The sequence below is a fragment of the Dyadobacter pollutisoli genome (assembly GCF_026625565.1).
Classification (GTDB): domain Bacteria; phylum Bacteroidota; class Bacteroidia; order Cytophagales; family Spirosomataceae; genus Dyadobacter; species Dyadobacter pollutisoli.
In genome coordinates, this window is sequence record NZ_CP112998.1 from 5,352,953 (window position 1) to 5,370,858 (window position 17,906).

The window sequence follows — 17,906 nt, forward strand, 5'->3', positions numbered from 1 at the left end:
GGTTTACAATTCTATTTCCCCTCGGGGGCTTCACCATTCGATTGATTGTCCTTTAAAAGATTGTTAAAGTAAATCTCCAGCGCATCGGAATATTTTTGCTGGTCTTCCTCGCTCGTAATGCCTTCCAGCAGTTCGGACAGTTCTTCTCCCGTGAGTTTGTTGCTGATCAGTTTATTAATCAATTTTTCAGCCCGGGAAAGTGACATAGTATTAGCAAGGTTTAGTTGTGTAGGATACTGGCAGTGTTATGGAAAAGACTATTCGTATATACTTTTTTTAAAAAAGTTAACACAGCATTAATTCAGCAACGCCACTTCCCGCGCTCTCGCACCACATACTCGCTGATTTACACCGGGCCACCGCATTTCTAGAAATATTTCTCAAACAGCCGTTACCTATTTTGGAATGGGCGTCTAAATACAGAAAACCATCATCTGTATTATTTCCAAACTATACATCCATTTTGACTTTTTATGAAACATCTTGTCCTTCTTTTTTTCTTTTTTATCAGTGGGGTCAGTCATTCTGCTATGGCTCAGCTGCCATCAGATCCAGAGTCACCTGTCGATACTGTCAATGTTATAGAGCCTGTCGATCCTGAAAATGCGATACAGGCCGAAAGCGGTTATACCAAGGTATCGCCACCATCCCCGCAGTCTGCCTCTTTTCAACGTTACGGCGACTACCCGGTGGGTCACGTAACTGGTGTCCCTGAAATTAACATTCCTCTTTTTACAATCAATACAGGCAAACTTATACTGCCCATATCAATGTCTTACCATGCCGCAGGTTTCAAACCACGGGATAATAGCGGAGTACTTGGTCTCGGCTGGTCTTTGAACGCGGGAGGGCGCATTTCCAGAACTGTGATCGGAGACCCGGACGAGCTGGCCTCAACGCCTGCCAAGATAGTTCCGGCAGGACAGCTAACCGGAACAACCATTGATGCTATTGATGCTGACAGACGGCTTTATCAATTGCAACTTGCCGCTGATGAAACAGCCTCGGGAACGGATTTACAGCCGGATATTTTCTATTACAATTTCCCTTCTGATGGCGGGAAATTTATGCTGAAAAATATTTTCGATGCCAGCGGAAACTATACCGGTGCTAACAAACCGATAACAGTGCCATATCGGCCCATTAAGATTTCCTCGAATGCAGCTTCCTTTAACTCAACCTTCACCCATTTTGAAATAATTGATGAGGATGGCGTGACGTATCGCTATGGACGTTCGGTAGCTAATGTAGATGTGATCGAAACGACCTACCCCGATCAGAAGAATGCAGGCAGGTCATTTACCACCAGCTGGTTGCTGACGGATATCATTTCCCAGGGAGGTAAGGAGCACATTACATTGAAGTATACAACCGGGATTTATTATAGTAGCAGTAACAGAACGGACCTCGGAAAGATCAACAGCTTTGATATCGGAAACCCGCCACAGTCTATTAACAGTTTTGTTACGCCTGGCGCAAACGCTTTCTCACAGATCAATATCTCACAGGGGATCATCACCTCTACGCATTATGTAACATTACTTAAGTCCATTGAATGGGAGAATGGTAAGGTGTTATTTTCTTATGAAACAGGCGGTAATGCACCCACCACTTTTGACGGCAATAAACTGAAAACCATGGAAGTTTTTGATGCTGGCAATAATTTGGTGCAAAAACATTCCTTTTCCCAGGGCATGTACACAGGCGATGTCAAGCGCTACAAACTCACCAAACTCGAACGTTTTGGTGTCCCGGCCGGTGCTACATCTGAGACCCACAGCTTCGAATACAACGAACCGCCCCAACCAGCCCCTAACAATCCTGTCGACTTGAAAGGCCTCGATTATTGGGGGTATTACAATGGTATGAATGCTAATGGTAGTCTAATACCCGGAAATTACAAGGTATTAGTCACAGGTAAAGGCGGCGGGCAAACCAGTTATTCGTCGGGCACTGCCAATCGGGAAGCGAATGAAACGACAACTAAATACTATGTTTTAAAGAAAATCAATTACCCTACTGCCGGTTCAACGGAATTTGAATATGAAGGGAACAAAGTTTGGTGGGCAAGTACTGCCACAAGCGCGGGCGGCTTACGTGTGAAAAGGATCATCAATCATGTCGAAGGCCAGCAGGAAATCAAGAGTTACGAATATGGCGGCGAGCAATGTGCGGGTTGTGGTTTTATACGGCTCAACCCATTTCAGACGGAAAGTTTCTGGACAATGGGCTATATGAACAAACATGTAACCCTTCAAAGTGGCTGTGAGGCAGAAAATACCTACGTGCTCAAAGTGTCTTCTGATATTGTAGACGGTTCAGCCTATTTTCAAACCAGTCCTGTATTGTACACCAATGCAACCGAATATATTGGCAATGTCAATGCCAATCAGGGCAAAACGGTATTCACTTATGACAGTCCGAGTCTGTTTTTTTCAAACAATCCATTTATCAGGTATCTGGCGAATGTAGATTTCTGGAAGGGCTCGAATTTACTTTCAAAAGAAACACTGGGACATCTGGGAGGCACTTACACCTCCATTGAAAAGGAAACTTACCAGTATACCAACATAATCCGCGATTCGCTTCAAGCACAATACATCGAACCTTTTACCATAGATGCTGACACCGGTGAACCGTCCTTCGCTCACCTTGTGTGCGGCCATACGATGGACGCTTTCAGGCTGTTTGATTATAAAATCAAAACAGGCTCGGCCTTGCTGAGCCAAAAGCAGGTTATAAAAAATGCAAACAGCAATGGAGGAATCAGTACGACAGAAACTTATCAATACCCGGCCGATTATCTTTTACCTAAATCAAAAACATTCAGCAATAGTGAAGGCCAGGTCATTGAAACGACTTATACCTATCCTTTTGATCTCCCGGCGTACTCAAATATGACCAATGCAAATGTGGTAACCCCGGTGATTTTGCAAACTGCAAAAGAAGGTAACCTTGTCGTGGCAAGCAAAACGGATTACGCTTGCGCCGCGGGTGCTTGGGGAACTTCAAACCCCTGTATATATGTACCTTCCATCATTTCTTCTCAAAGAATCGAAAACAATGTAGCTGGCCCCGTTTTTCCGGAAGTCACATTCAATAGCTACACAGACCGGGGTTATGCGACCGAATACACCTCCCGAAACGGCATGGTCACCGGATTGGAATGGCACGTCAATGGAGGCAATGCTAATTTATTGTCTGCTGAGACCACCGGATTGAATACTGCATTCGCTCAAACCAAGTCATATCAATACCAGCCGCTTGTAGGGATTAAAAGTATGACCGATGCAAATGGGAAGGTCACATTTTACGATTACGACTCATTCAATCGCTTGAAAAATGTCCGCGGTAACAATGCGGCTGGACCCGTTCGTGCCTCCTATTGCTACAACTATGCCGGGCAACCAATAGACTGCGCCGTTATCGCAGCGGCCGGTACCATAAATCCTATCCCTTTGTTCCTATTGCCCGATTCCAAAAGTACTCCATTGCCGGTAACCCTGGTGCGTTTCACGGCCGTGAAAGATGAATTCGCAGCACTCTTGACGTGGAACACTTCATCAGAAACCAACAGTGAAAGGTTTGATATCGAGCACAGTATCAACGGGAAAGAATGGACCAAAATAGGGAGCATAGCCGCGCATGGAGAAAGCAGCACAACTAAATTTTATTCATTTAGAGACAACAGTCCAATATCCGGAGATAATTTTTACCGGCTAAAAATGATGGATTCGGATGGCACTTTCGCATACAGTCACATTGAAAATCTCCATTTTGACAACAGTATAAAGGTTTACCCCAACCCTGTCATCAGCGATAAATTGCATCTGGATACACCTGAAAAGGTTAGTCAAGTGCAGATTTACGACTTGTCGGGCAATGTATTTTATTCCGGAAAAACCGAAAACGGGATGATCAGTACCAGTCACCTGGCGGCAGGAATCTACATTGTTCAAATCACAGCTACCAACGGCGCGGTGAGTACTCATCGTATCATTAAAAAGTAAGCTTGCCTTTCGGTCGCAACATTTATTAACTGTAAAATTCACATCACTATGAGGCATAATTTATCCTTTTTGCTCATCCTTTTGCCCATTTTTTGCATTGGACAGACGGGCAGTAAAAATTACATCATCAACCGCGCTTACAAACAAACCGGTGCGGATCCCAATGATGTCAGCAAAGTAAACATTCAAGTTCAGTACCTCGATGGCCTGGGCAGGCCTTTGCAAAATGTGACGGTTGGAAAAAGTCCGATAGGTACAGATCTTGTTCAGCCCATTGAATACGATGCTTTTGGTCGCCAGGTGAAACAATATCTTCCCTATGCGGTCGCAGGTAGCGGTGCTTTTCAGCCTGCTGCTCCCGGTGCCCAGGCCGGGTTTTACTCCGCCAATTCAGCCGGTTTGGAACCCGCAGACCTGGCAAGGCCTTATTCGGAAACTGGTTTTGAGCTTTCCCCACTAAATCGCCCGTTAACACAAAGGTCTCCCGGCAACAAAAGTACCCAGGCCAACATCAGTAACGGTGCCAACACTGCCGGTGAAGTAAAACGCTACGATTATGTACCCAATGTCAATATCCTGCTGACCGTCAGCAGCAATGGTGACTACGCGGCGGGAAAGCTGTACCGCATTCAAACCACCGATGAAAACGGAAAGATCAGCACTGAGTTTACGGACATGCAGGGAAGGCTTGTCTGCCGGAAAGCCGTTGCTTCCGGCAATGAAATATTGGCTACTTATTATGTATATGACGACTATGGCCAGCTTCGGTCCGTGTTGCAGCCCCAGTATCAGGACAATGCCAGCACCGCTGACTACGCTTTCCTGTATGAGTATGACAACCGTGGACGCGTGGTAGTGAAGAAAATACCTGGTGCAGACATTGTAAATCTGGTTTACGATAACTTCGACAGGCAGGTACTCTCCCAGGACGCCGCGCAGCTGGCCCGCGGTGTTTGGGGATTTACCAAATACGATGCATTGAACCGTGCAATACTGACTGGCGAGATCGCTTCCGCATCCAGCCGCGCTACTTGGCAGGCCAGTATCAATGCCAACCAGGTGCACCATGAAGACAAGGCTGCTGGTGGGGTTGGTTACTCGCTTGGCAATACACTTCCCAATATTGTCGAGGCCAATGTACTGGTAGTCAACTATTATGACGATTACTCTTTCCCAAAACCAGCTAACCTGGGCTATGCCAATACTTACGGCATCAATGCAATAAACTCTGCCAAAGGCCTGCAAACCGGAAGCCGGGCACGGATGCTGGCAGGTGCCAATCAGTGGCTGACCAGCGCAACCTACTATGATTCTGAGTACCGGCCTGTCCAGACAGTCAGGGAATTGTATGATCTCGGTGCCGGCGCCATCGAGCGGGTTTCAATGCAATATAAATATGATCTGGCACCCGTGATAGCCCAGGAAAAGACCGAACAAATCATTTCCACTGGTACGAATGTGCATTTAAAAACTTACGAGTATGACCATGCTGACCGACTTTTGAGCGTGAAAGAAAAGGTTGTCAACGGCAGCAAATCCAGGGAAGCTATCACCCTTGCGCAGCGTTACAATGCATTGGGCCAGTTGCAGCACAAGTGGTTCCATTCAGATGATGGCATTAATTTCCGCAGAAGGACCACCTACATCCACAACATCCGTGGCTGGCTTACCCAGGAACAGACTTTTTACAAAACCAAAGAAAACGAGCCAGATTCTTCATTTTACAACTTTTCACTCAGCTATGCCAACGGGAACAACTATACCAATGGCAACATCAGCCAGATGCAATGGAGCGGTAAAGCAGAAAACACTTTTACAAAAGGGCTGGCTTTTACCTATGATGGAGCTAACCGGCTTTTAGGGTCTACAGGACTGAACAATTACGCGGAAACAGAAGGCGGCATCAGTTACGATAAGAATGGGAATATCAAGACATTGATCAGGAGCGGGGTTGTTTTGGATAATTTGAGTTATGCTTACGTCGGCAATCGGCTATCGGCCGTCACGGATGGCTCCGGGAGTAATACAGGTGTGAAGAATGGGGCTAGCAATTATGGTTATGACGGCAATGGCAACATGACCAGCGATGGAAACCGGGGAGCAGTGCTCACTTATAATTATTTAAACCTGCCCAAAACAGTAACCATTGCAGGCAAAACACTAACTTATGACTACGATGCCAGCGGTACAAAGCACAAATATGTAGCTGATACATTGACTGCTAAATATGCGGGGGATTTTGAATATAACCAAAGCAATGTGTTCAAGCGGCTGGCCATTAGTGACGGGCAGGCTGTTTACAGGAAGGATACCATTCGTTTTGATTATTTCCTGAAAGACCATTTGGGCAATGTCCGGGTGGTATTTGATGAGAGGGGGAGAATTTTGCAGCGGACGGATTATTATCCTTTTGGGTTGGAGATTGATCGGGATGCGCCGTTGCAGATGCCTTCGGCCAGGAATAATGTGAATAGATTTCTTTATAATGGGAAGGAATTGCAGGTTGGAACGGGGCTTGTAGATTATGGGGCGAGGATGTATATGCCGGAGGTGGGGCGGTGGGGGGTGGTGGATCCGATGAGCGAGAACGGAAGGCGTTGGAGCCCATACACCTACGGTTTTGATAACCCTATGAGATTTATCGATCCCGATGGAATGTGGCCTGGACAAGGGCTCTGGAATCGATTCAAAGAATCAATAAAAGATCGGTCCGACTGGAATAAAATTCCAGAGCATTTTAAAGATTATGCCAGAAAGCACCCCATTAATGCTTTAATGGCTCAGAAAATAGCATTGCAAGGTGAAAGCCTGGAAGCAAAACTGGGTAATGGTCTCGGAATGAATGGAGAGACTACTGACAGAACAAAATCGCCTCATGACGGAGGAGTAAAAAATGCAGTAAAGCATGCGTTTTCATCGGCGCTTGTTTCCATGCGGATTGGCAAATTGGACGGTAAAGAAATTACTAACTTAAATGAATTGACTCAAAAGCACGACCCACTTCTTAGCATGGATTTAGCGAATAACCAGCTTGGAGTTGAAATTGGTGACGGTCTTTCCTTTACAGCTTCCAATTCCGACGTTTTAAGTAAAGTCCTGGAAGCTGGCCTCAACGGTGAGTTAACAATCGTTACTTTTGATAAGAACAATGATCCAACAGCGAATAAGGTATATAATACTCCCCAATAATTGGACAGCTACTAAAATTTCTAATTTAGTAGTTGACTATGAAAAGGGAACGTAGAAAATTCAGCGCGAGCTTCAAGGCCAAAGTGGCCATAGAAGCCATCAAGGAGGTAAGCACCGTCCAGGACTTAGCTTCTAAGTACCAAATCCATCCAACGCAGATTGCGGCCTGGAAACGAGAGTTTTTAGAGAAAGCCGAGTTGGTTTTCGACAAAGAGGCACCGGCAATAAATGAGGCAGAGAACTCTAAGGAGCAGGAACTGTACGCCAAGATCGGGGAGCTTCAGGTCCAGGTGGATTTCCTAAAAAAAGTCTTGGGGAAATGACAACCATGGAAAAACGCGAACTTATTTCTCCGGAATACATCAATCTCAGCGTTTCAGCACAATGTAAACTAATTGGTTTACAGAGGAGTAGCTATTATTTTAAGCCAAAGGGAGAATCGTTGGTAAATCAACGCCTGATGAAAGCCATAGACCGAAAGTTTCTGGAATGTCCATTTTATGGAGTGGAACGCATGACTGATTACCTGCGTGGCTTAGGTTACCACGTTGGAGTAAAGCGTATACGAAGGCTATATAGGCTCATGAATTTGCGCACGATTTATCCCAAACGCAACCTGAGCAAGGCCAAAGCAACAGACTACAAATATCCATATCTGTTAAAGGGCTTGAAAATTGAGTGTCCTAATCATGTCTGGCAGGCCGATATCACCTATATCCCGATGTTTCGTGGATTTATGTACATGTTTGCCATCATCGATGTGTATAGCCGAAGGATTGTCGGATGGAGCATATCGAACACAATGAGCATGGAATGGTGCCGGGAAATCCTCTTGGATACTATTCGTACCGAGGGACGGCCCGAAATATTTAATACCGATCAAGGTAGCCAATTCACTAGCCCCCACTTTGTTAACTCATTGTTAGGCAGTGGCATAAAGGTGTCAATGGATGGGAAGGGAAGAGCACTTGACAACGTTTTCATCGAACGATTTTGGAGGTCGCTCAAACAAGAATATGTATACTTAAACCCTCCCAACGGCGGTATGGATCTGTATAGAGGAGTAAAAACATATGTGGAATTTTACAACGGTCAACGCAAACACACCGGTACTGGATTTATCCCTAATGACTTGTTCTTTGAATCAAAAGCATCTTAATTAAAATTAACTTTATCCATTTGGCTGTCCAGTAAAACGGGAGTGTTTCAGTAAATCTGTCAGAAAACAAGTATGAAAGTCAAGTATCGAAAATTAGGGAGATCATTAAAACTATGAGAAAACAGGAAGATGATTTTAAACATTAATAACCGAATCAAAAATAGAATACTGAAACACTCCCGTTTTACTGGACAGCCAAATGGATAAAGTTAATTTTAATTAAGATGCTTTTGATTCAAAGAACAAGTCATTAGGGATAAATCCAGTACCGGTGTGTTTGCGTTGACCGTTGTAAAATTCCACATATGTTTTTACTCCTCTATACAGATCCATACCGCCGTTGGGAGGGTTTAAGTATACATATTCTTGTTTGAGCGACCTCCAAAATCGTTCGATGAAAACGTTGTCAAGTGCTCTTCCCTTCCCATCCATTGACACCTTTATGCCACTGCCTAACAATGAGTTAACAAAGTGGGGGCTAGTGAATTGGCTACCTTGATCGGTATTAAATATTTCGGGCCGTCCCTCGGTACGAATAGTATCCAAGAGGATTTCCCGGCACCATTCCATGCTCATTGTGTTCGATATGCTCCATCCGACAATCCTTCGGCTATACACATCGATGATGGCAAACATGTACATAAATCCACGAAACATCGGGATATAGGTGATATCGGCCTGCCAGACATGATTAGGACACTCAATTTTCAAGCCCTTTAACAGATATGGATATTTGTAGTCTGTTGCTTTGGCCTTGCTCAGGTTGCGTTTGGGATAAATCGTGCGCAAATTCATGAGCCTATATAGCCTTCGTATACGCTTTACTCCAACGTGGTAACCTAAGCCACGCAGGTAATCAGTCATGCGTTCCACTCCATAAAATGGACATTCCAGAAACTTTCGGTCTATGGCTTTCATCAGGCGTTGATTTACCAACGATTCTCCCTTTGGCTTAAAATAATAGCTACTCCTCTGTAAACCAATTAGTTTACATTGTGCTGAAACGCTGAGATTGATGTATTCCGGAGAAATAAGTTCGCGTTTTTCCATGGTTGTCATTTCCCCAAGACTTTTTTTAGGAAATCCACCTGGACCTGAAGCTCCCCGATCTTGGCGTACAGTTCCTGCTCCTTAGAGTTCTCTGCCTCATTTATTGCCGGTGCCTCTTTGTCGAAAACCAACTCGGCTTTCTCTAAAAACTCTCGTTTCCAGGCCGCAATCTGCGTTGGATGGATTTGGTACTTAGAAGCTAAGTCCTGGACGGTGCTTACCTCCTTGATGGCTTCTATGGCCACTTTGGCCTTGAAGCTCGCGCTGAATTTTCTACGTTCCCTTTTCATAGTCAACTACTAAATTAGAAATTTTAGTAGCTGTCCAATTATTGGGGAGTATTATATACTGGTAGCATCAACTTTCTTAGTGATGCTCATACTGGGCACCTGTTCGGACGTCCGTACATTCGAGTCTGTCGAAGACAAACAATTCAAGAATGCACTGAACGAAGTCGTCAAGAAAGCCGACCTGAAATTAAAAAAAGGCGAGCGCGCTTTTTTTAGGCTCGATACATTGACGAAATTTAAGTGGGACAAGATGTATTCGATTCCGGGCAATGTATTGAAAAGAGAGATTGAAAAGCAAATTGGCATACCATGGGAGTTTGGTGGAGGCATGGGATTTATTACTGAGGGAAATTTACTTTTGATTTTCATAAAGGATAAAAAAGTTGTTTCCACAGTTGAATTTATTGATGGGGATAAGCGGTTTGTACCGTTCTCTATTGGTGTGCTGGGAGAGAACATGCCTTATTCGAAATCATCGTATTTTATCTACAAGCAGTTTTACGCAAAAGACGGGTACAATATTCAAGTAGTGCCAACGGAAAATAAAGAAGTACTACCTGACAGTGAGTTGATCAATAATTTGCGAACGGTTTCCCTGGATTAAATTGGCAGGGGATAATAACTACAGAGAAGCTTCTTGCTGGTTAGAATCTCAGAAGACTTTTAAAGAAAATAAGCTACCCATTACTCATAAGTTATGTTATTTTAAATTTTCATAAAACTGTAACCAGTTGTTAAGGAATCCGTCTAAAAGACATCACCTTAACAACTGGTTAATGAAATGCATTCTACACCTCCTGCTGTTTACCGGAAGGATACCATTCGTTTTGACTATTATCTGAAAGACCATTTGGGTAATGTGAGGGTGACTTTTGATGAGAAGGGGAAAATTTTGCAGAGGACGGATTATTATCCATTTGGGTTGGAGATTGATCGGAATGCTCCGTTGCCGATGTCTTCGAGCAGGAATAATGTGAACCGGTTTTTGTATAATGGGAAGGAGTTGCAGGTTGGGACGGGGCTTCTGGATTATGGGGCCAGGATGTATATGCCGGAGATTGGTAGGTGGGGTGTGAGCGATCCGATGGCAGAGTTTGACCAGAGCCTATCCCCTTATAATTACACGGAAAACAACCCGGTCACAAATATTGATCCTGATGGCATGATGTCATTTAGTGTTAACGGCTCAGATGACGAAATTTTAAAACGCGGAACACGGTTTGGGAGTATGGACAAGCGGGTAATAGGTGACTGCCCGAGCTGTACCAAGGACAAAGCATATGATATTTACCGGGATTCTAAGGAATTATTTACTTATGATGGGAAAACCGCCAGCGTATACAATAGCAAGGGAGAAATGGCAGAGCGGGCCGCAAGGCCTTCCGAAGCCACCACCATCGGCCTGCCCTTATGGTATAGCTTAGGTGCCTTTGCCGAAAATGCGCCACAAGTAGGTTTGAATGCCCTTAAAGTGGGTGTAACAATACCTTTGATGACGCTGGCTTTTGTTTTGAGCCCAACATCAGCGGGGGAAGGTTCGACGGTAAATCCGGCAACTGTGAACTACAATATACCACCAAGAACTTTACCAGGGTTCCCAGGAGCAGCGAGAGATAAAAACAAATCAGGTAGAGCTAGGTGGAAAACACCAGATGGAGATATTTTGGAATGGGATTATCAGCATGGCAGAGTTGAGCGTTATGATAAAAGAGGAAGTCACAAAGGGGAATTTGATCCTAATACCGGAGAGCAAACCAAACCTCGCGAACCTGGAAGAAAAACACAGAACTAAGGAACCTATGGAAACAGAAGTACAAAGGCTAATAAGCTGGTTTGATAAAGAAACGGACTCATTAATAAGTGAATATAATATTGAAGTCCTTATCAGTCTAGATGAATTGAAAACAATATTTGACCCGTACCCCGATGATCCTTTGATGTATATGGTATATGATATATCTCCTGAAATTGGAGTATCGTTAAATAAGTACTTCCCTTTTTCTTTTGATTTTGAGAAGTACAGTTATCAATTGGATTGTTTTACAGCAGGTACCTAACATATCTTAGTAATCTCAGAAATCTAATCGGCCGACCTCATTTTGAGGTTGTTTGATGTCTGTGTTAGAAGCTATGAAAATCGAGAGAGTAATCACAAAATATAACAATTTAGACGATAGTTTTCAAGGAGACTTCAATATTGAATAATCCCTTTTGAAGAGATGCTGAATGTTTTCTCTCCTAGAGAAGATGATCCGCTTCTTTACCAACCCTACGAGATTAATTTAGAGCAAGTCGAATGGATTCATAAATTCTTGCCCTCTGTTTCTTTCGACTTTTTGAAATATTCATATTTTATAGAAGCATATTCGGCAGAAGAATGATTTAAAAGTTTAAGCATTAAATCTCATGCCCCCGGATTAATCCAATCCGGGGTATTTTTGCTATAACAGAGCTGCCTCATTTTATTAATAAACCCTTCAAACTTATTGCTGGTGAGCATTTTATCGACGAGTTTAAAGATGCTGTCTTCGCATTTCAGTTCCCCGGTCAGTTTTTTAGCTTACATCGGCTGTCAGTGATGCCTCCAGAAGTAATTTAGCTGTGAAGAATGGGATATATGGCTGATACATTGACTGTTAAGTACGACGGTGGTTTTGAGTATAATCAGCTGAATGTTTTTAAAAGGTTGGCAATCAGTGACGGGCAGGCTGTTTACAGGAAGGATACCATTCGTTTTGATTATTTCCTGAAAGACCATTTGGGCAATGTCCGGGTGGTATTTGATGAGAGGGGGAGAATTTTGCAGCGGACGGATTATTATCCTTTTGCGTTGGAGATTGACCGGAATGCTCCTGTGCAGACACCTTCGGCTAGGAATAATGTGAACCGGTTTCTGTATAATGGGAAGGAGTTGCAGGTTGGGACGGGGCTTGCAGATTATGGGGCGAGAATGTATATGCCTGAGGTTGGAAGGATGACTGGTATAGATGGGGCGGTAGATGTATTTGAGCATTTCTCTCCATATTCATATGGTTTGAATAACCCATTTTTATACGTCGATCCATCCGGTGACACGACTTATAATGTCAATGATCTTGACATGAGTAAATTTGATGTAATTAAGGATGATGTTCAATTAGCTCAGGTAAGTATTAAAAGATCTACGAATGCTGATATTTCGGCACCTACTGTTGGTACACAAGTTATGTATCTAGTATCAGGAGTTGCAGATTGGGCGGATTACATTTGGAATGGGCGAGCATATGACGGACAGAAAGTCAACAGTAATGGCATTCTTACCGCCAATGTAGCACCAATTACTGGTACACCACCAGATGTTGGTTTTGGTAAATTGAGTTTAATTACGAGAATCTTAAATCCAAAAATTAATATCACGCAAAGAGGGTTAGCTCACACTTTGGATAGACATAGTATAAATCAAATTACTAAATGGTTAAATAAAAGCAAGTTTTCTAATGCATCGGAGATTCAGGATTTAATTATAAAAGCAACCCAACAACCAATGTTACGACAACCAAATGGTAATTACGCCAGAGTTGTTGATGCTGGTAAATTAATTGGAACAGATAGAGCTAGCGGACAAGCAACCTCAATCTATACAGTTATTACCAATGCAATTGGAGATTTAGTAACAGCTTCCCCAGGTAAACCTTAAAATTAAAAATCATGGCTTGGACAGTAATATTAGAAGATGAGAATAAAAATGATATAGAATTATTGGAGCAGGAATTTTCAATGGTCAATTTAAATAATTCAGAAAAAGAAACATTTAAATTGCTAAAATATCTTGATCCATATGGAGATACTATATTTAACAATTTGCAAATGTCAGATCTTATTTCTGATTTGATCTATTTAAAAGGAATTGAACAAAATAATGAATTGATAAATCTCATAATTGAATTAGCCAAAAAATGCCAGAGTGATAATCATTGTTATATTGCTTTTTATGGAGACTAATACCTTAATTAGAAATTCCCATTTTTAGCTACAAAATCTACACAAAGTGCTTTTCAATGGATTAATTGCAAGGTGTTCGGGGAGATATTTGGCGTTCGCTAAATATCTTTACTTGTTATATTACGCTTTAACAGGTTTCTATTTTGGTTCAATGACAAACGAAGGAATGAACCGGAGGATCATTTGGATCTTCGCAAAACAGTAACGATTGGCGGCAAAACACTAACTTATGACTACGATGCCAGCGGTACAAAGCACAAATATGTAGCTGATACATTGACTGCTAAATATGCGGGGGATTTTGAATATAACCAAAGCAATGTGTTCAAGCGGTTGGCAATCAGTGACGGACAGGCAGTGTACCGAAAGGACACGATCCGCTTTGATTATTTCCTGAAAGACTATTTGGGTAATGTGAGGGTGGTTTTTGATGAGAGGGGGAGGATTTTGCAGCGGACGGATTACTATCCTTTTGGGTTGGAGATTGATCGGAATGCTCCGGTGCAGACGCCTTCGGCTAGGAACAATGTGAATCGGTTTCTTTATAATGGGAAGGAGTTGCAGGTTGGGACGGGGCTGCTGGATTATGGTGCTAGGATGTATATGCCGGAGGTTTGGAGGTGGGGAGTGATGGATCCCATGAGTGAGAAAGGAAGGCGATGGAGTCCATATGCATACGGTTTTAATAATCCCATGCGGTTTATTGATCCCGATGGAATGTGGCCAGGACAAGGGCTCTGGAATCGAATCAAAGAGTCAATAAAGGAGAGATCTGATTGGAATAAAATTCCAGAGCATTTTAAAGATTATGCCAGGAAGCACCCCATTAATGCTTTAGTAGCTCAGAAGGTAATAGGGCAAGGTGAAGGCCTAGAAGCAAAACTGGGGAATGGTCCCGGGATGAATGGAGAAACTACTAATAAAACAAAATCCCCTCATGACGGAGGAGTGAAAAATGCAGTGAAGCATGCATTTGCATCGGCCCTTGTTTCCATGCGGGTTGGCAAATTGGACGGCAACGAAATTGCAAACTTAAATGAGTCGACCCAAAAGCAAGACCCACTTCTTGACATGGATTTAGCAAATAACCAGGTTGGGATTGAAATCGGAGAAGACTTGTCCTTTACAGCTTCCAATTCCGACGTTTTAAGTAAAGTACTGGAAGCTGGCCTCAACGGTGAGTTAACAATCGTTACTTTTGATAAGACCAATGATCCAACCGCGAATAAGGTAAATCTGTCAGATAAAAAGTATGAAAGTAAAGTATCAAAGATTAGGGATGTTATTAAAAAAATGAAGGCACAGGAAAATGATTTCAAACATTAATAATCGAATCAAAAATAGAGTACTGGTAGCATCAACTTTCTTAGTGATGCTGATACTGGGTGCCTGTTCGGACGTGCGAACATACAAGTCTATCGAAGATATGCAGTTTAAGTAAGCACTAAACGAAGTCGTCAAGAAAGCCGATCTAAAACTAAAAAAAGGCGAGCGTGCTTTTTTTAGGCTCGACACATTGACGAAATTTAAGTGGGACAAGATGTATTCGATTCCAGGCAATGTATTGAAAAGAGAGATTGAAAACCAAATTGGCATACCTTGGGAGTTTAGTGGGGGATTGGGGATACTTACTGAGGAAAATTCACTTCTGATCTTTATCAAAGACGAAAAAGTTGTTTCCACCGTTGAATTTATTGAAGGAGATAGGCGGTTCTTACAGTTCTCCATTGCTATGCTCGGAGAGTACACGCCCTATTCGAAGTCCTCGTACTTTATCTACAAACAGTTCGACGCAACTGGGCGCTACAACATACAAATAGTGCCCACAGAAATGAAAATAGATTCCCCTGACAGTGATTTAATCGACAAATTGCGAACCGTCTCGCTTGATTAATTTGGCTGGGAGAAAAGTACTGACCTGCCAGTAGGCTTGTCAATACCTTTCTCCCAGCCATCCAAAGCCACCAAAAAAACACAAAAACCATTATTTCCCCACATCTTCACCCACTTCCCTTATTTTTGCCAAAAGTTTATCATATTAATGGAAAGTATCGTTTCTATACCGAAACCGGGCAGTGAAGAATGAACCCAACTAAGTGCTATAAGGAAATTTACTTTCTGTTTTTTATTGTATTGACCTCTCTACCAGCTCTTTCGCAGACTGCCGTAATGGATAGCAGTGCGGCGATTGTAATTGGTGATATCAAGGTGGAAGGCAACCATAAAACGCGCACAAGCATAATCCTGCGCGAAATGGCGATCCGGTCGGGGGATACCCTGACGGCTGAAATTTTGAAAGAGAAACTGGAAATTGATCGGCGTAAGGTCGTTAACACCAACCTGTTTGTGACCGTCGACCTGCTTACCCAGCCTAATATCGATTCTGTGCGGACTGACATCCGTATCGTGGTAAAGGAACGCTGGTACCTCATCGCTGTGCCGGTATTTCAGCTTGCTGACCGGAATTTTAATGAATGGTGGTACGAACGTAAACGTGATCTCTCCAGGACAATTTACGGCGTTTACCTCAGCTATGGAAATGTGACTGGCCGGGCAGATAAATTGCGTTTTTTAGCTGAATTTGGCTTTATTCCCAAATTCGAGCTTGCTTACACGCTTCCTTATCTCGACAAGGCCCAAAAAACCGGGATTACCATCGGAACGTCCTACTCAATCAATAAAACAACTGCATTCAGAACCTGGCGCGATAAACTCCAATACCTGAATAGCGAAGATATAAACCGCGAGAGATCGATTACGTATGTCAGCGTGACACGCAGGAATAAGTATTACACATTTCACACCGCCGACCTTCGGTGGAGTTACAGCAAAATTTCTGACACCATCGCTTATCTCAACCCAAATTACCTGCTGAACGGTCGGAAAATACAGCGGTACTTGCAATTAACCTATACGTTTAGCTACGACAAGAGGGATCATGTTCAATATGCGCTCCGTGGTCAGAGTTTTGCATTGCAGATTTCCAAAATTGGCCTACTACCCTCTGACGACGTGAACACATTGTATTTTTATGGGTCTTACCGCAAATATATTCCATTGACCAAAAGGTGGTTTTTCAACACAGGGCTCCGCGGAAGACTGTCATTTCCAAAGCGCCAGGCTTACCTGCAAACTATCGGGCTGGGTTACCGGAACGATTTGGTGCGGGGCTACGAATTGTATGTGGTCGACGGCCAGGATTATGCTTTGATCAAAAACGAATTGAAATACAAATTGTTCTCATTTCAAAAACACTTCTCATTTATCCCCGTGAGGCAGTTTAATACCATTCCGCTGGCTGCCTATATCAATACTTTTGCGGACGCTGGCTATGTCAAAAACAACTATCCCGAATTCAACAATACAAGGCTTGCAAACTCAATGTTGTACGGCGCAGGAGCCGGGCTTGATCTGGTAACATTTTATAATATACTCGCTCGTTTCAACCTTACATTAAATGCAAAAGGCGAAAGGAGGTTCTTTTTTAACATTTCAAGGGAATTTTAAAAGCGTTTCCGCAAAAAATGGAATTATAGTTAAATTGCATTACTGACCACATGGTTTTTGTACCCGGGGCATGACTATTTTATCAACACAATCAATAACTGAATGAAAATAACCTCTACATCAATGAAATCTTTAAAATATGGTACTGTTATGTTGCTGCTCGCAATCATTGGATCCGGTTGTGACAGCAAAACCAACGAAAAAGCGGAAGCTGTGTCCGACTCTGGTGTACTGTCAGAACCTGCCCCTGCCGAACTAAACAGCGATCAATCCGCCTTGCTTCAGACAATTATAGGACCTGGCGAGAAAACACCGGAAGGTGCGGTCTTACGCGGGATTTCATTTGGCGACCCAATAGCCAAAGTGAAGGCTTCGGAAACATTCGAAATGTTTGAAGAAACGCCCGACCATCTCGGATATACTTCTGAAACCGCGCAGCTGGAAACCATCGACGTTCAGTATTTTTTGACGCAAGACAAAAAGGTGAACAGGATCACAGTTGACGTTTACCTCAACAGCCCGGAAGCAACAAAACAGCTCTGGAATGCAGGCAAACAGCATTTCTCCGATCTTTATGCTGCTCCCAAGGAAGAAGCAAAGAAAATAATATGGAACAATAAATCAGTCAGGGTAAACATGGAAGATGTTTCGGAAGGGAAAGATTACGGACTAAAATTCCAGTTCTTTTCTACGGATAAAAACGTACTGGCTGCAAACTAA

Annotated in this window: 17 protein-coding genes; 14 read left to right on the plus strand and 3 right to left on the minus strand. The window is 43.1% G+C overall.

Features of this window, described 5'->3' with window-relative positions; translation table 11 throughout:
- Nucleotides 1-11: 11 nt before the first annotated feature.
- Complete coding sequence (locus ON006_RS21735) at nucleotides 12-206, minus strand: hypothetical protein (RefSeq protein WP_244824461.1); 195 nt, start codon at nucleotides 204-206, stop codon at nucleotides 12-14.
- A 267-nt stretch (nucleotides 207-473) separates the two neighbouring features.
- Here ON006_RS21735 and ON006_RS21740 point away from each other — a divergent pair, with 267 nt between their 5' ends.
- From ON006_RS21740 to ON006_RS21755, 4 genes are read left to right on the plus strand one after another with little or no spacing between them, the layout of a single operon-like run.
- Nucleotides 474-4,010: a T9SS type A sorting domain-containing protein gene (locus tag ON006_RS21740; protein WP_244824462.1), complete on the plus strand. Its 3,537-nt coding sequence runs from the start codon at nucleotides 474-476 to the stop codon at nucleotides 4,008-4,010.
- A 48-nt stretch (nucleotides 4,011-4,058) separates the two neighbouring features.
- Nucleotides 4,059-7,199, plus strand: a complete 3,141-nt coding sequence (locus ON006_RS21745; protein WP_267609901.1) for a DUF6443 domain-containing protein — start codon at nucleotides 4,059-4,061, stop codon at nucleotides 7,197-7,199.
- A gap of 38 nt (nucleotides 7,200-7,237) precedes the next feature.
- Entirely contained in the window at nucleotides 7,238-7,522 is a 285-nt protein-coding gene (locus ON006_RS21750; protein ID WP_244825190.1) for a transposase, read from the plus strand.
- A 5-nt stretch (nucleotides 7,523-7,527) separates the two neighbouring features.
- Nucleotides 7,528-8,358: an IS3 family transposase gene (locus ON006_RS21755; RefSeq protein WP_267609902.1), complete on the plus strand. Its 831-nt coding sequence runs from the start codon at nucleotides 7,528-7,530 to the stop codon at nucleotides 8,356-8,358.
- A 219-nt stretch (nucleotides 8,359-8,577) separates the two neighbouring features.
- Here ON006_RS21755 and ON006_RS21760 read toward each other — a convergent pair whose 3' ends face one another.
- Nucleotides 8,578-9,408, minus strand: a complete 831-nt coding sequence (locus tag ON006_RS21760; RefSeq protein WP_267609902.1) for an IS3 family transposase — start codon at nucleotides 9,406-9,408, stop codon at nucleotides 8,578-8,580.
- Between the two features lie 5 nt (nucleotides 9,409-9,413).
- Nucleotides 9,414-9,698, minus strand: coding sequence for a transposase (locus ON006_RS21765; protein WP_244825190.1), 285 nt, complete (start codon nucleotides 9,696-9,698; stop codon nucleotides 9,414-9,416).
- 82 nt (nucleotides 9,699-9,780) lie between these two features.
- Here ON006_RS21765 and ON006_RS21770 point away from each other — a divergent pair, with 82 nt between their 5' ends.
- From ON006_RS21770 to ON006_RS21810, 10 genes are all read left to right on the plus strand, one after another.
- The gene (locus tag ON006_RS21770) at nucleotides 9,781-10,302 is read left to right on the plus strand and encodes a hypothetical protein (protein WP_267609903.1); all 522 of its coding nucleotides are present in this window, start codon (nucleotides 9,781-9,783) and stop codon (nucleotides 10,300-10,302) included.
- A 177-nt stretch (nucleotides 10,303-10,479) separates the two neighbouring features.
- Nucleotides 10,480-11,490, plus strand: coding sequence for a colicin E3/pyocin S6 family cytotoxin (locus ON006_RS21775; RefSeq protein WP_244825184.1), 1,011 nt, complete (start codon nucleotides 10,480-10,482; stop codon nucleotides 11,488-11,490).
- 7 nt (nucleotides 11,491-11,497) lie between these two features.
- Complete coding sequence (locus tag ON006_RS21780; protein WP_244825185.1) at nucleotides 11,498-11,755, plus strand: DUF7683 domain-containing protein; 258 nt, start codon at nucleotides 11,498-11,500, stop codon at nucleotides 11,753-11,755.
- A gap of 147 nt (nucleotides 11,756-11,902) precedes the next feature.
- Nucleotides 11,903-12,079: a DUF7683 domain-containing protein gene (locus tag ON006_RS32445; RefSeq protein ID WP_445438772.1), complete on the plus strand. Its 177-nt coding sequence runs from the start codon at nucleotides 11,903-11,905 to the stop codon at nucleotides 12,077-12,079.
- A 236-nt stretch (nucleotides 12,080-12,315) separates the two neighbouring features.
- The gene (locus ON006_RS21785; protein ID WP_267609904.1) at nucleotides 12,316-13,374 is read left to right on the plus strand and encodes an RHS repeat domain-containing protein; all 1,059 of its coding nucleotides are present in this window, start codon (nucleotides 12,316-12,318) and stop codon (nucleotides 13,372-13,374) included.
- Between the two features lie 11 nt (nucleotides 13,375-13,385).
- Nucleotides 13,386-13,679: a hypothetical protein gene (locus ON006_RS21790; protein ID WP_244824956.1), complete on the plus strand. Its 294-nt coding sequence runs from the start codon at nucleotides 13,386-13,388 to the stop codon at nucleotides 13,677-13,679.
- Between the two features lie 183 nt (nucleotides 13,680-13,862).
- Nucleotides 13,863-15,005 carry an RHS repeat domain-containing protein gene (locus ON006_RS21795; RefSeq protein WP_244824954.1) on the plus strand — a complete coding sequence of 381 codons (1,143 nt, stop codon included), beginning with the start codon at nucleotides 13,863-13,865 and terminating at the stop codon, nucleotides 15,003-15,005.
- A 214-nt stretch (nucleotides 15,006-15,219) separates the two neighbouring features.
- Nucleotides 15,220-15,573 carry a hypothetical protein gene (locus ON006_RS21800; RefSeq protein WP_244824953.1) on the plus strand — a complete coding sequence of 118 codons (354 nt, stop codon included), beginning with the start codon at nucleotides 15,220-15,222 and terminating at the stop codon, nucleotides 15,571-15,573.
- A 188-nt stretch (nucleotides 15,574-15,761) separates the two neighbouring features.
- Entirely contained in the window at nucleotides 15,762-17,186 is a 1,425-nt protein-coding gene (locus tag ON006_RS21805) for a BamA/TamA family outer membrane protein (RefSeq protein ID WP_244824951.1), read from the plus strand.
- A gap of 123 nt (nucleotides 17,187-17,309) precedes the next feature.
- A complete protein-coding gene (locus ON006_RS21810; protein ID WP_244824949.1) occupies nucleotides 17,310-17,906 on the plus strand; it encodes a hypothetical protein in 597 nt (198 codons plus the stop codon).